This window comes from Bacillus sp. EU55, assembly GCF_038005925.1.
Taxonomy (GTDB): Bacteria; Bacillota; Bacilli; order Bacillales; family Bacillaceae; genus Bacillus; species Bacillus velezensis.
This window is the reverse complement of record NZ_JBBOUE010000001.1, coordinates 1533360-1550396: the sequence shown is the minus strand read 5'-3', so window position 1 is coordinate 1550396 and position 17037 is coordinate 1533360. Positions and strand designations below refer to the sequence as shown.

At 43.8% G+C, this 17037-nt stretch carries 2 protein-coding genes; both read right to left on the bottom strand.

Features of this window, described 5'->3' with window-relative positions:
• Positions 1-4: 4 nt before the first annotated feature.
• A complete protein-coding gene (locus NYE50_RS08190; protein WP_159354112.1) occupies positions 5-4777 on the bottom strand; it encodes a type I polyketide synthase in 4773 nt (1590 codons plus the stop codon).
• On the bottom strand, positions 4777-17034 hold the full coding sequence (locus NYE50_RS08185; RefSeq protein ID WP_340764009.1) for an SDR family NAD(P)-dependent oxidoreductase: 12258 nt from the start codon (positions 17032-17034) through the stop codon (positions 4777-4779). Before NYE50_RS08185 ends, NYE50_RS08190 begins: the two co-directional genes overlap by 1 nt.
• Between the last annotated feature and the right edge of the window lie 3 nt (positions 17035-17037).

Below are 17037 nucleotides of genomic sequence, written 5' to 3'. Positions count from 1 at the left end.
TAAACTAATCCTGCATACGCTCCAGCGCATAATCTGCTTCCTCCGCAGTCAGTTCGCCCGCTTTTAATTGTCTGAGGAGCTCTTTTACTCTCTCGTTCTTTCCATTGGAATCCGCTGTTGCACGAGTCTGTGTCTCCGCGGAAAACGTTTCTTTTTTACGAATGGTTACATCCTTCAAACCTGCAAGTCTCTCTCCGTGTTCATTAAGCAGCTGAATATCGTAAATAAGCTCGGATTGACCTTTTTGGCCTGTTTTACGCGCATAAGCCCAGCATTCTGCTGAAACTTTTTTCCGAATCGTAATCTCTCCTATTGAAAAAGGAACATAAACAGATGCCTCTTCTCTTCCGTCGGTAATTCCGAACAAAGATTGCAGAGCCCCATCAATTAAAGACGGATGCAATGTATAATGTTCAAGAGCATATGCGGCTTCTTTTGGCAGCAATAAGTGTGCAACCGCTTCCGTTCCGCCGCCCCATAAACGTTGAATCGGCTGAAAAGCGCGCCCATACAGGAACCCGTTTTCCCGAAAATACTCGTAACATTCATCTTGTTCACGGACAAAAGCACTTCTGTTTATCATCTCTTGTCTGTCGATGTTCTCTATATCATCATCATTGTAATGATGATCATAATCTAATTCCCCCGTCACAAATCCAGTCCTTACAGCAGCATCCTCGTCAGGTGACATGTTAAATAATATGCTGCCGTCTTTTACGGAAATGTGAGTGTAAATGGTCAGGCTCTCTTGCAAAAGCATGGCCGGTCTGGCAAATATCACGTTTTTTAAACGAGTGACCTTTTTCTTTCGATATGACCGCGTTCCCGCTGCGCATGCCATTTCAAGAAAAGCAGCTGCCGGGAGAATGCTCTTGTTTTTTACAATGTGGTCTTTTAACCAAATCTCTTTTTCTCTTAATGTCGTTTTAAAAAACTGCTGTTCCAGAGTAGATTCATTCGAATCCAGAAGCGGGTGCAGTGAAGACTGCTGCGGCAATGTTTCCGGAAATACTGCACTTTGGCTTCCAGGCACCCAGTAAGACTCCTCAGCAAATGGATATAAAGGAAGCTTGACCTTTTGCGGGGTATATTCTTCATATAACTCTCGCCATTGAATATCAGCCCCGAAAGACCATAATTTTGCAAGAAGATTCAAGTCCTTTGTCTCCATCATCGCCTCGAGGAATTTATCTTTCATCTTTTGATCATGAAAGATAAAGACTTTATCAAAATCTTTCGTAACATTGCCTTTGTATACGCCCTCTCCAATTGTTCCTTCGGTACAGAAAGTTCTCAGCTTCTCCTTAAGCTCCGGCAAATCGGAAGCTACAACAGCAAGTCTGTCTTCCATCGGTTCCCTGCATGTCTGCAATGTAAAAGCGATATCAGCTGCCGAGGCCTTTGTCTCCCGCTCTGTGAATTGCAGAAGGCGCCGGGCGTATTCTTTCAGTCTGTCTTCATTTTTGGCAGAGAGAACTGCGGCAAACGGCCCGCTTATTGTTTGTGTGTCCGCATGGTTTTGATATTCTTCCACAATGACATGGGCATTTGCTCCTCCCGCTCCGAACGAACTGATTGCTGCTCTCCTGTTGGAGGCGCCTGATTCTTTCCGCCACTCTTCTTCTTTCCGCTGAACGTAAAAAGGCGTCTTTTCAAATCGGATATTTTGGTTCAGCTGTTCCGAGTGAATGGATGGCGCCAATTTCTGATGCTTAAATTGTAAAAGAACTTTTGTAAGAGCTGCTATACCTGCAGCAGACTCCAAATGTCCGATATTAGACTTCACTGAACCTATAGCACAAAATTGTTTATCATCCGTAAATTTCTCAAACGCTTTTGTCAATCCTGCGATCTCAATCGGATCTCCGAGCGAGGTACCCGTTCCGTGTGCTTCCAAGTAGCTGACGGATCGCGGACTGATGCCCGATTTCTTAAAATTTTCAGCAATCAGCTCAGCTTGTGCATTCGGATTCGGAACCGTAAATCCATTGGTTTTTCCGCCATGATTTACAGATGTTCCTTTAATCACTCCGTATATATGATCCTGATCGGCAATTGCTTTTTCCAGAGGTTTCAACAGGACGGCTCCCGAACCTTCTCCCGGCACATAGCCGTCTCCGCCCTCTCCGAAACTTCTGCACAATCCTTCGGTGGAAACAAAATTACCTTGACTCAGCCAAAGGTATTTGCTGGGGTGTATGGATACATTAACGCCGCCCGCAAGCGCAATTTCACTTTCCCCTCTTTTAATGCTCTCACATGCCAAGTGAATGGCCGTCAGCGATGATGAACACATCGTATCCAGTGCAATGCTCGGGCCGGAGAGATTAAAAAAGTATGAAACCCTGTTCGCAATAGATGAAAAGAAGGAACTGAGCGCGATCGGATTGCCCCGCGCAGTTTCTTCTGCGCCGAATAATTGGTATTGTCCGTACATGGCTCCGACAAACACACCGGCTTTCATACCGTCAAGCTTCTCTTTTGTATATCCTGAATCTTCAAACGTATGCCAGGAGGTTTCGAGAAAAATTCGCTCCTGAGGGTCCATCAGCTCAGCTTCTTTATGAGAAATATGGAAAAACAGCGGATCGAATTGATCAACACCGCTGATAAAACCGCCCCACTTACTGTTGATTTTCCCCTTCTCCATTCTGTCGGGACTGTAAGTCGATCTGAAATCCCAACGTTCCTCGGGGATTTCAATAATACAGTTTTTCCCTCCGGCAATGTTTTCCCAGAACTCCTCAAGAGTATCGGAATTCGGATATCTTCCGCTCACACCGATAATGGCAATATCCTCACCCGGCTGAACCATGCTCGGTGCAGCTGCAACCTTCTGCTGCCGGTGCTGTTTTTTACTCAGATTTTCTCTTTTCTTTTGCACTCTTGTTACCGGAGCTGCCCCTGCGGCCTTAAGCACTTTTTCTTTAAAAGATGTTAGGAAGAAGTTTGAAAGCTCTTCAATGTTCTGATATTCAAAAAAGATTGTTTTTGGAAGATCCCCGAAAGTATCTTCAAGCTTTGAAATAAGTGACATGATCATAAGTGAGTTGATTCCGAATTTCTCAAAAGAGTCTTTCGCATTTATTTTATGAGATTGGATTTTCAAGACACCGCTGATGATCTTGATTAAATAGTCATTGACTTTTTCTTTCGCAGCATATTCCTCTTCTTCATCGTGTTCCGCCGTGAGTGTATCTTGATCTGCTGCAGCTGTATTTCTTTGAATCGAAAGCGCTTTTATCATTTTATCCCGCTCTCCTTCTGCAGGCATTAAGCTGGTAAATGAAGACCGCAGCATTTTCAGAAACGCTTCCAAAACAGAGGAAGTTCGCATCGGAGTCATTCCGTATTTTTCTTTTATTTGAATGATTCCATTGCTGTCGAGACTCATCCCGCCATCTTTCAATAACGGCCAATTGATTGAAAGGGTTTTTCCGTTTCGGGAGAGCTGAGATCGAAGCACTGCAAAACTGTCCATAAAATGATTTGCGTACGCATAGTCACTTTGGCCGGCATTTCCGTAAGCGGAAAAAGAAGAAAAGAGAACAAAAAAATCAAGATCTTCGTCTTTTGTCAGCTCATCCAGCCAGATTGTCCCGTAAACTTTCGGGTTCAGTACGTCCGTAAAATCACTGAGACTTTTATTTACAAGAAATGAGTCACGAAGGATGCCGGCAGCATGAATGATCCCGTTTATGCTGCCGTACCGCTGTTTAACGCCGAAAATGAATCGCTCTGTCTCGGTTCGATTTGTTATGTCCGTCCGCTGATATTCAACAATAGAGCCGCTCTCATTAAGCTTACTGATCCGTTCTTTTTGATCAGCTGTTAAAAAAGAACGGCCTGTAAGTATAATCACGGCTTGGTTTTCTTTAGCGATGTGTTCCGCAAACAGCAGCCCGAGTTTTCCCGCTCCTCCGGTAATGATATATATGCCGCCTTTTTGATACGTTACAGATCCGTTATCGTGTTCCGGATTATCAATATGCTGCAGCCCTTTCACATAACGGGTATGTGAGTCTATTAAAACCTCACATTCATCGGATTGAAAGTGCTGTATTTCACTGATTGCAGCATCCCACACCTTGGAAACCGGAGGATTTATCTCAGAATGCTCATGGCGAATCTGTATGGTTTTCGCTTTAAGCTTGGAGCTTTCCATGTTTACCGTTTTCATGAACCCTCCGACAGCTTCATGAAACGGCTGATTCAGACCGCTTGTCCAATAAATATGCAATAACGTAACAGGTTCGTTTCTTCGCATTAAAGCTTTTGATAATAAAAAGAGCGAGTTTATCCCTCTGCGAAGAGTTTCGTTAACGGATTCTTCAGTGAATTCTCTGATTTCTCCGTTCCATAAATAAAGCACGACATCAGGTGTAAATCCGTTTTCAGCCAAATCAGACAGCAGCATTTCGACATGATTTTCATCAGAAGGATTGATTGTGCATCTATTCCGCTCAATTCTATAATCAGAATCGGGCGTTACGAGAATGACACGGTTATGTTCTCCATTCATCATCTCGGCATGCTGAAAAAGACGGTTATCCTGATCAAAAATCAGCATATTTCCCGGTGCCTGCTGATTCGGCCTATCAATGTTATTTGTCCTTACCCATTCGTTCTTAAAAAAAATGGTTGGGGACGGAGCTTGTGATTCCGGCTCCGCCTTTTTTTCCATTTGTTCTTTTCTGTAAGTGCGAATTAGCTCCAGTCCTGCATCAGGAGACATTTGCTGTTCTTCAATTAAGGAAAGTATTTGTTTGATCTGCACTATTTTCCCTCCAGCAGCTGATAAACTTGGTCAGCAGAAAGTTCACCGTTTTTCAATCGTTCTAATAAGAAGAGAATTTCCTGATCTTCATTTTTACGTCCTGCGGTTAATTCTCCCCCGGTCACTTTTCTGACAGAAAAGTCTTTCATGCTCACGGCTATTTCGCCGCTCTCGTTAATAAAATCAATGTTATACGTATAAAAACCGGTTTCTTTCACCGAGACATGGCATCGGGCAGTAAGCGCCCTCTTAATGTGAAGCTCTCTAAGTGAATATGGAACAAATAAGCCCTCTTTCTCATTATCTCTTAACAAAAATGCCGCCGCTTGAAAACCGCCGTCAATTAATGAAGGATGAAGTGTAAAATGTGAAAACCCGTTCGCTAAATGAGCAGGAAGCTCCAATTCTGCCATTAACTCCATATCACCGCGATATACGGCTTTCAATGTTTGAAAACTGCTATGATATGTCAGGCCCATACGGCTGAAGCGGTGATAACACTCTTCCCGGCTTATGACCGGCTCACTGCTGCGTATGAACTGATCAATATCGACATACTCAGGATTGCTGTTTATGTCTCCGAATACTGTTTCACTTTGTGTGCAGATTTGCTGCACGCCATCCGGACCCTCTTTACATATCATTACGTTCAACTTATCTTGTTTCATTTCCAAGTCGGTATAAATGTGCAGCGTTTTTCCTTTATATAATATAGGTCTGTTCCACATCACATCTTTTATTTTATATACTTTACTTTCTCCGCTTATTTCCGCACAAACAAGAGCCATTTCAAGCGAAGCGGCTCCTGGCAGCACATAGTCTCCTGAAACAAGATGATCAGTGACGAAAAATTCAGTTCCGGAAATAACAGTTTTAAATGCTTGTTTCTTTAATGTTGAGACATTCTCGCTGATTAATGGGTGAAGACTTTTACTATTAACCTCGCTTTTGTTCTTTTTCGGAGTAAACCAATAACTCTCTTTTGCAAACGGATAAGTTGGCAGCGGCACTCTATTCAATTTCTTATTGCCGATTGTCTTCCATTCAAACTCGGCTCCATTGGCCCACCATTGTGCGAGCAGCTCCTCTTTTCCGCTTTGAAGAGCCTCCTGAATCATATATTCAGAAACAGCTGTGCGCTCTTCAGTGTTTTCGCTTATAAATACGCCTTTTTGCACCTTGCTGTCATCAAGAAAGCTGACGTATTTATCTCTCAGCTCAGTCAGACTCGCTGCACATACGGCAATTCTTTCGTTCATTGCTTCCCGGCCGTTTTGCAATGTAAATTCCATGTCACTGGCATTAACGGTCATGTCACCGGCAATCACGCGATCCAAGTACTGAACCATATGCCGGATATACTCAAGTAATTGATCTTTGGTTTTCGCAGATAAAACAAAAATATGTGTGTTACCGTTGTTTTCCGGCACTTCTTTTTGAGGTTCCCTATATTCCTCTAATACAATATGCGCGTTCACACCGCCGAATCCGAATGAGCTGACACCTGCTCTCCTCGGCAGATCGTTGTTCTCTTCATCTTTTATCGGATTCCACTTTTGAGCGGTTTCTGTGATATAAAATGGCGTATTTCCCAGTTTGATGTATGGATTGAGTTCTGAAAAATGGGCGAGTCCCGGAAGTTTGCGATATTTAAAAGCCAGTAACACTTTCAGCACGCCGGCTATTCCGGCAGCGGTTTCGAGATGGCCGATGTTTGTTTTCACAGACCCGATTCCGCAGCATTTTTGTTTCGCAAAAGGAATGTCCCATTCTTGATATAACGTTTTAAATGCCTTTAGGATGCTGTTCACTTCAATCGGATCGCCAAGACTTGTCCCTGTGCCATGCGCTTCTATATATCCCGCAGTGGCAGGGCTGACCCCCGCCTTCCGCCAAGCTTCGGTTAATAAGTCCGCCTGTGCGTTCGGATTCGGAGCTGTCAAAGAATTGGCGCGGCCGCCGTGATTTACAGCTGACCCTTTAATCAAACCATATATATGATCACCGTCTGCCTGTGCTTTGCTGAGCGGCTTAAGCAATACTGCAGCCGCCCCTTCACTCCTTACATAGCCGTCAGCGCTTTTATCGAACGTTTTGCACTTTCCGTCTTTGGAAAGCATACCTGCTTTATCAAAAGCTATAAACAGAGTAGGGCTTGTCATAATATGCACTCCGCCTGCAATCGCCATTTCAAAATCGCCTCTTTGAATCCCCTCAGCCGCACGATGGAGTGCAACTAACGAACTTGAACAGGCAGTGTCAATCGGTTCGCTCGGACCCGTCAGGTTCAGCTGGTAAGAAATACGATTTGCCAATATACAATGATTTAAACCGGTTGCGGTCTGCGCCTGAACAGAGACGCCATTTTCATTCAGACGTTCAGCATAATCCGTTGTGGCGACCCCTGCAAACACCGCGGTTTTCGTCCCTGCCAAATCAGACGGCTTATATCCCGCATCTTCTATTGTTTTCCATACAGTCTCCATAAAAATTCTTTGCTGGGGATCCATTAATTCTGCTTCGGCGGGAGAAATCCCGAAAAACAACGGATCAAAACTGTCCGCGCCTTTGATAAATCCGCCTTTTTTTATTTTTGTTCTATTGACGTCCCTGATCGGATCGCCGTCAAACTCTTTCCAGTTCCAACGGTCTTCAGGAATGTCTGTAATCATATCCCGCCCTTTTTCAATTCCTTCCCAAAAGTCTTCCAGCGAATCTGTTTGGGGGAAACGGCCGCTTATTCCCACTATTGCAACCGGCTCATTCATATGTCTTTCCTCTTGCCTGGTTTTGTTTTCAGGCTCAGGGGAATGTTCATAAGATTCCGGCGGAGGCGTGCTGTACAATGTTTTTTCGTCAGCTGCAGAAAAAGATTCTGTCTCAGCAAAAAGGATTTCTCCGTATTGCTCGATTACATAATCAGTCACTTCAGCCAGTGAATTGCATTCAAAGAAAATGGACGGCAATAATTCCGTACCATATTGTTGATTGATTTCATTTCCGAGTCTGGTAAACGTAATAGAATCAAATCCGTACTCGCCGAATGAAGTCTCTTCTTCTATTTCCTTTCTGTCAATCTTCAAAATACTTGACATCATCTTTGCGATGCCCTCAATCAGATTTTCTCTCCGGTCTTTCGCCGCAGATTCATCTGAAGAAAAAGAACCGCAGAGATGAAGTTCCTCGGAATACTCACTCTTTAAAAACTCAAGAAGTTCATTAAAATCAGTAAGACCGAAAAAATCTGACGGCATCATTGATATTCCTAAAGTTTCGTTTAATTCGTTGCCCAGCATTGTAAACATAATTGAATCAAATCCGTATTCACTTATCGGCAGTTCAAAATCAAATTCCCGTTCTTCAATTTTTAATACGCCGGTGATGATGCGTGTCAAAGTGCTTTTTAAAGATTCAGTTATTGACAGCTCTTTCGGTTCGTGATTTTCGTCGGCGATTGCCGGATCACTTTTTCCGCTGTCAATCGTTATCATTCGTTCCAGCTTTAATTCATTACCGCTAAATACCATTATTTGATGTTCACACCCTGTCATTGCTTGATCAAATGCTGCAAGGCCTTCCCGTTTTCCCAGAGGCAGCATTCCGAAACGGTCATAAAGGAACTTCTCTGAATGAATATCAATTTGCATACCGCCTTCTTTCCATAAAGGCCAATTAATCGAGACTGTTTTTCCAGGTTTATTTTCCGCCGCTCTCATTTCCGCAAAATAATCCATAAACCGGTTTGCATAAGCATAATCAGTTTGTCCGGCATTCCCGATTATTGCGCTGATAGATGAAAACATAACAAAAAAGTCCAGAGGTTCTCTGTCTGTATACCGGTCAAGCCATATTGTTCCGTAAACCTTGCTGGCCAAAACTGAATCGAGATCCTCTTCACGCTTATTGATGAGTAATGAATCTTTTATCACACCGGCGCTGTGAATAATTCCTTTAACAGGACCTAATTTGTTTTTGACGAGTTGTATCAGGTTGTTGACATTTTCCTTATCAGAAATATCGGTTCTTACATAAAAAACCTCTGATCCGTTTTTTTCGAGCTCTTTTACATTGCTTACAGCTTCCTCAGAAAGCTCTGACCTGCCGATAAGGACAAGTTTTATTCTCCCTTTTCGCACAAGATGTCTGGCGAAAATCAGTCCCAGACCGCCTGCTCCTCCTGTAATGAGGTAAACTCCCCCTTCTTTTACTTCCATCTTTTTGGGGGGCTCGGCACTTTCAATTTCTGCAGAGTGCTTTACCTGCCTGATTCCATCTCTGTATCTGATTTCTGAAGTATCATCGCTGATGATTGTTTCTTTCACAAGGTTTTTTAATTCAGGCAGACCGGTGTTCAGCTGTAACTGAATTTCGTCGCTTTGTATTTCAATATTTTTACCGGACAACATTGGATGTTCTAAATGAAGCGACCTAAAAAAGCCGCTGATTGCCATTTGATAAGGTAAGATTTGATTTTCCCTTGTGAAAAATACATGTGATATCAGGATTTTATGTCTTGGGATTGTTGCTAACAGAGCTTTCGTTACATTGAAAACCGGCAAAACAGCCTCTTCCAGCTTTTCATCAATGTTATGCTCAATTCCCGTTTCAGGGCTCATCCCGATTAAAATGACGCGGTCAATTGTCACTTGTCTTTCTTTAAGAATCGCCAGCAATTTCTGATAGCCGTCAAGTTTGACGCTGTTCAATTCAAAGGAATCAGCTTCTTTTTCTTGAAAACTGCCGCCATGGCGGACAAAGATCATGTTCAGGCCGATATCTTTATATGCCTGGCGGATCAGCGGTTCTGATATATCCCGACGGAGTGAAATCACAAGGCAGCTGTTTAAACCGCTGGCTTCAGGCTGATGAAGCATAGGGGCCCGCTTCCACATATCTGTGTAATACTTAACTGAATGCCGCTCATCCTGAGTCTGCGGTGCAGCCCTTAATGCCTTCAACGCCAAGTTTTTTATTTTAAGACTTACAGATCCGTTTTCATCCATAAATAGTATATGAAACCTTTTGACATCATCATGTTGTCTTTCATCGGCAGCTGTAATGTAAGCATAGCCGTTTGCCGAAGGTGCGTGAAGAATCTCCAGCTCACCTAATTCAAAAGGCAAATATGCGGTGTGATCGTCTTCCTGACCGGACGTAAACCCTGTTGTGGATTGAAAAATGCCATCCAATAAACACGGTTCCAGCAGCGTGCCGGATTTTTTATGAATGCTCTCAGGAAGTGATATTCGTGCAAGAACAGCATTTTCATGGATAAACAGCTGTTTTATTACCTGAAAACTGGTTCCATAGTCCAAACCGCTCTGCCGGAAATCCCTGTAACACTCAGCGCCGCTGATTAATCTTTTCTGTCCGGTTAACCAGCTGTCCAATTGAAAACGCTCTGTATGAGAGGCATCTTGATCTCCGCATGTGATAATGTTTCCTTGGCAATGAACTGCCGCTTCAGGTTGCATATCGGTTTTCACCACAAATCTGCCGTCTTTTTGATTCGGCAGCAGATCTATCATTATCGTCTTTTCTTTCTCAACGGTTATCGGAACGGCCCATACAACCTGACTCAGTTTTATGACTGATTTTCCGTACAGCCTCTCTCCCGCTTCTCTGGCCGCTTCGATGATTGCCGCTCCGGGCAGAACCGTTTTCCCATGTACAACATGGTCTTTTACATAATATTCAGAATCTGAAAGCGTTTTATAAAATCGGCACTCACCTGCTGAAAAATCAAATAAAGGAGCTGTACCGGCTGCTGATGTTGTTTGCGCCTTATTTGACACCCACAGTCTGTTTTTTAAGAAAGGGTAAGTCGGCAGGGCAATTTTTCTCGGTTTTCTGCCGGTGCGGAAGTCATCCCAGCTTAAATTGCCTCCTGATACCCAGAATTCAGCCATTTCGGCTAATGTGGTGCTGCCGGATTTGAGCTGAAGATCCGATTGCTGCTGTCTGCGTTTATGATTCAGTTTTTTCCCTCTAAATATTTCGTGATCATCAATTCCATTATAAAAGTGATTTAATTTCAACATCAGATCATCGATATTATTTGAAATGACAGCAAGCCTTTCCGGCATGGCTTCACGCCCTTCAAGAAGGGTATACGCAATATCAGAAAGGTGAAGCGGCTTGTTTGTTCCCGCTTGCTGTAAAAACTCGCCCTGCTTATGACGGGCCTTTTGAAGATATTCCTCCAGCTGTTTTGCTGATTCCCGTAAACTCAGTGAATGCTTGGCTGAGAGTACGATAAGTTCCTCACTTTCCTCACGCCTCGTATGACAGTCAGCAGCAGACTCATACTCTTCCACAAGGATATGAGCATTTGCCCCGCCCGCTCCGAAAGAACTTAATCCCGCGCGCCGCGGATATTTGCTGTCAGAATGTTTTTCATTCGCGGGTTTTATCCAGTCGGCGGTTTCCTGCTGAAGGCAAAAAGGTGTCTCTTCCAGATAAAGATCCGGATGCACCCGTTCAGCATGCAGTGTTGCGGCTATTTTTTTATACTTCATTTGTAAGATAATCTTTGTCAGGCCGGCAATACCCGCAGCCGCTTCGAGATGACCGATGTTAGATTTAATCGATCCGAGAGAGCAATATGAAACATCTTCGGTATAAGCTCTAAACGCCTTGGTCAGGCCTCGGACTTCAATCGGGTCACCCAGCGGCGTTCCCGTGCCGTGGGCTTCAATAAAGCTGACACTTCTGGCGCTCCAACCGGCCGCTTTAAGAGCTCCTTGGATTAAATCCGCCTGTGCGGCAGGATTAGGCACCGTATAGCCATTCGTCTTTCCGCCGTGGTTAATTGCCGTTCCTTTAATGACGGCGTACACAGTATCATTATCACGTATGGCATCTTTAAGAGGTTTAAGAATAACGGCCCCGACACCTTCCCCGGGCACGAAACCGTCGCCGCCTTCTCCAAAACTTCTGCATTTTCCCGATTTTGAAAGCATTCCCATCTGACATCGGTATAAATAGTCAGAAGGATGAAGATACAAATTTACTCCTCCCGCAACCGCAACCGAGCACTCACCCTTTGTTAAACTTTGGCAAGCCATGTGAATTGCCGTTAAGGATGAAGAACAAGCCGTATCTACAGGGACACTGGGACCTGTAAAGTCAAATGTGTAAGACACTCTGTTCGCGAGAGACCATGGGAACGAATTTGGAAGTACATCGTTTTTGTCCGTCGGTATTCTTTCGCCGAGCAGCTTGTAAGAATTGGTCGTCACTCCCGCAAATACACCGACATGTTTTTCGGTCTGCTTTCTCAACCCTTCAATGGTATATCCCGAATCTTCAAATGCTTTCCATACGGTTTCGAGAAATATTCGTTCCTGAGGATCCATCGCTTCTGCTTCTCTCGGCGATATTTGGAAAAACAAAGAATCAAATGATTCAGCATTCTTTAAAAATCCGCCCCATTTGCAATAAATTTTCCCCTCATGCGCTTTAGCGGGGTCTGGGTCATAGTAGGTCTCATAATTCCATCGTTCTTTCGGAATTTCTGTGATTGCGGTTCTCTCTTTTGATAGAAGCTCCCACAATTCTTCGATATTTTCAGCCCCGGGATAACGGCCGCTGATACCGATTACCGCTACCCCGTCAAGATGTTCTTTTTCCTCCGCCGCAGGTGCAGTGATGTTTTGTTCCGGCCTGGCGGGGGTAATGCTCTGAATCTGTTTTCCTTTTTCCTCCCGTGAAAATAAACGCCCCAGCCGATCCGGATATTCCTTTACAAGATGATCTGCTAAATCTCTGATTGTATGAAATTCAAATAAAAGCGTTTTCGAAATTGCTCCCAGTGACTGCTCCAGCTTTGTGTTGCATTGATGAATCATAACCGAATCCATTCCATATTCAGCCAGATGCACATCTTGATCGATCTCTTCCCGTTCTGCACCGATCTCAGAGGAGATGATATTGGTTAAAAACAAAACTGTCTGATCCAAAATATCGCCTTGGGCCAAAGGAATGGCACTGCCTGTCTCTGTTTCGTCCGTCAAAAATCTCTGCCGCATAAATTGTTCAAAGCGCTCATGATCACCGCAGACTGCAATATTATGCAGCTGACCCGAAGTTACAATCCGCGAAAACCATTGCGTTCCGTCTTCAGCAGGAAGTTCTTCGAGCCCGGAACCATGAAAAAGAGACGTCCGCCCTTGACCTGACAGGTTCGCTCCCATTCCGATGTCTTTCCATAAAGGCCAATTGATTGTCAGCGTGCGGCCGCTGCGCAGAGAATTTTGCCGTTTCCATTCCCGATATTCTGCAAAATGATCTAAAAAGCCGTTTGCATATGCATAATCACACTGGCCTTCGTTCCCTGCAATAGAGACGACTGAAGAAAAAACGGCGAAAAAATCCAATTCCAGCGACTTCGTTGCATGATCAAGATTCAATGCACCATGAACTTTCGGAGCAATCACCTCTGAAAGTTCCTGCTTTGTTTTTTGAAAAAGCAGCGAGTCTCTGATAACTCCTGCGCAATGAATGACGCCATGAAGACCTGCATGCTGATCGGTAATACCGTCAATCATTGTTTTTACCGCTTCTTTATCGGATATATTCGCCTGTATATAATAAACCTTTGCTTTAAAGCTGTTCAGGTATTCTAAATGTTTCTGCTTATCTCCGGTTAAAGCAGATCGCCCCGATAGAATAATGGTGCATCTTTCAGTTTTCGCGCAATATTCAGCGACTTTACTGCCAATCCCCCCAAATCCCCCTGTAATTAAATATACTTTATCTTTTTCAGGGTATTGAATGGCCTTTCTGTTTGTTTCTCCCTGCTTTTCTAACATCCGTGCATATCTTACGCAGCCTCTGTAAGTGATATGAATATGCCGATCAGGTGCTGTGTTTATTTCTTTATAAAGAATGGCAGCCTTCTCTGAAAATGAAACGGCTGCAGAATCATGTTCAAAGCAAACCGTCTTACAATGCAGCTGCGGATATTCTTGTTTTACCGATTTAAAAAAACCGTTCACACCTTCAAAATACGGCAATTTTTCTTTTTGATCTGCGCTGAATGTATAAATGAACGTTACTTTGTTTATAAGGTTCTCGCTGATTAAAGCCTTAGTCAGATAAAACACGGAATAAATTCCTGATTCGAGTGTTTCTTCCAGTTCAGGCTGTTTTTCAGACCACGTATGCAAAATTGCATCAGGCGCTGCGCCTTTTTCTTTTAACAGACGAATGACACTTTGATAATCATCGGGACGCTGCCTGTTGATCGTGAAAACACTATCGCTTATCTGCTCTAAACGGTCACCGGGCATAATAAGATATGCGGACGTATTCTCTCTTTTTTTCATCTCTTCAAAATAGTCTTTATTCTCGGAGAACAGCAAAATAGTACAGGCTTGTCCGCTGTCCGCTTCATTCTCAAGTGCGGTTTCTTTCCATATCGGCGTATAAAGTGCCTGATTCTTCTTTGCTGAAAAAGCCGCGTCTGATTTTACCTGCTGAGGGTTTAAAGAAAATTGACAGCGCTCAAACGGATAAGGCGGAAGCGGGGCTTTTCTTTTATGATAGTCACCTAGTTTCGCCCATTCAATCTCTTCTCCTGAAAGCCACATTTGCATAAATGAATGATAAAGAGCGTCATCAGCTGCTTTGTCCGCTTCAAAAGCAGCCGCTTTGTTTAGTTTTGCTGATGGAGGGAGCGATCCGAATTGGAAAACTGAAAACTCAGAAATATCCATATCCGTCTCCGTTCCCTTTTCTTCCGTGTGATGCGGCATATGGTCAGCTATCTCCTGAGACACGGCATCCATTTGATTGTATTCTGTCATCAACGGAAAACGAGCCTTATCATAAAAATCTGCCGGCTGCTCATTCATACAAGCAACAGCCTGTTTAATTCCGTCTTGCTTTTTCAATAACATGCTCAGAAAAAGTTCTTTAGACAAAATTCCTTCGTCTAGTAAATTTAATATTTCCAGAACATAATCATTATTAAAGAATCCATCATAATCTGTTAAATCCCATCTCTTATACAGTCTCCTCATAGAGGCAAGGATAGCCATGATCGCCGCTTCCTCATCAGCCGGCAATGCGTTTCTTTTATCCGCCGTGCGATTCACAATATAAGATAAAATCTCGATTTCCTGAGTCTTTCCCGCTTTATCCCACTCTTCTAAAAACCCTTTAAACGTATATTGGTGCTCAAGAAGCAGCCGTGTTTTCCCGTACAGGCGGTCTGCAAAATCAGCCGGGAAGCTCAGACCGTTCAGCAGCATCCTTACATATTCTTCATTTAATCGAACCGGCGGGTACGTTTTTGAAGTGTACGGATTGACAAATGGAATGGACGGCGGCTCACAGGATAAGTGCGAAGGTTTTTCAGCGCCTGTGATGACAGAAATGGCCTTTTCAATTTTGATGATACCCGCTGCTGCAAGAGCAACGTAATATCCGTCTCCGGCGCCTGTAATGAGGCTTGGCTTAAAACCGGATGCCAGGATACTTTTTATGATTTCCGTATTGATAACTAAAGAATACAAGCGGATTTTCTCAGGCGTCCATTTTCTTTTAAATGAACTGTGCAATGTTGGTATACCCTTCAGCACCGGCCTTACGTTCTTTTCTAAATCAGGGAACACCCGTTTCAAAACGGCAAATTGTTTATAACTTTCCCATTTGAAGTCACCGATGGCAAGCGCCCATTCAGAATCTTGTTTCCTCCGAAAACTCAATCCCTCTTTAAGCTGATTTTTAAATTCCTCCTTGCTGCCTGCCAATAAACCAGCCCTGTAATCAAACGATGTCCTCCCTGTTAAAAGGGTGCTGCTGATCACTTCATTTGATATTTTGCAAAATTCCTCTGAATCGTCAGCAAAGGTTCTCCAATGATGTATCATTTGTTTCATGCTTTCTTCACTTTTAGCGGAAAAAAGGAAGGGTACCCTTCCTTTTCTGTCAGATTCGTCTTTTGTATGTATAAATTCTTCGATGATGACGTGAGAGTTGACACCCCCAAAACCGAAGGAGCTGATTCCCGCCCTGAGCGGAGCCCCGTCTGCCGCCTTCCAATCACTTGAATCAAGTGCCGGCCTAAACGGTGTTTTTTCAAACTGTATAATTGGATTTACCGTATGTACATTCAGGCTTTTCGGCACCCTCCGGTGTTTCATCATCATTAGAACTTTTATCATTCCGGCCATTCCCGCCGCTGCTTCTGTATGACCGATATTTGTTTTCACACTTCCGATCCTGCAATATTGAGTATCCTCAGTATATTGCCGATACGCTTTTGTCAATGCTTCTATTTCTATCGGATCGCCCAGAGATGTACCTGTGCCATGTGCTTCTACATAAGAAACCGTCGCAGCATCGACAGCAGCGTTGTGTAAAGCTTCTGAGATGACCCGGCTCTGCGCTTCTGCTCTGGGAGCGGTTATGGAACGGGATTTACCGCCATGATTAACAGCTGTCCCTTTTATGATCCCGTATATATGGTGACCGGCTTTTACTGCATCACCAAGGCGCTGCAGCAATACAACGCCTGCCCCTTCTCCGGGAACGTACCCGTTCGCCGCTGCGTCAAAGGTTTTACATTTGCCGTCAGGACTCAGCATTCTGGCTTTAGAAAAAGAAATATATTTTCCGGGTTGGAAATTCAAGTTTACTCCCGATGCGATTGCATAATCGCTTTCTTTTGTCCGCAATGACTTAACCGCTTCATGTAAAGCAACAAGCGATGATGCACAAGCGGCATTTACAGACATGCTTTTTCCGGTCAAACCGAATGTGTATGAAAGCCGGTTGGAAAGCATAGCTTCGAAACTTCCTAAACAGGCGTAACTGTCGATTTCCGATTCAGCATGACCTGTCTGCCGGTAGTCAGAATTCATAATACCCGCAAAAACAGAAGTGGTTTTACGCTGGAGATCCTGCAAAGAAACCCCGGAATCTTCGATGCACCGCCAGGTTTCTTCTAAAAGGATTCTTTGCTCAGGATCCATGTTTTTCGCTTCCCGGGGAGAGATATTAAAAAACTTATGGTCGAAATGGTCTGCTTTATGAATAAAACCTCCCCACTTGCTGATTGTTTTGTTCGGTATACTGATATCAGCTGAATAATAAAGTTCGGGATCCCACCGTTCAATCGGCACTTCCCGGATGGAATCTTTGCCGCTATTTATGTTTTCCCAGAATTCATGATAATGATCTGCATCGGGGAATCTGCAAGCAACCCCGATTATCGCGATATCCGCATTCTGTTTATTCAAATGAACCATTGG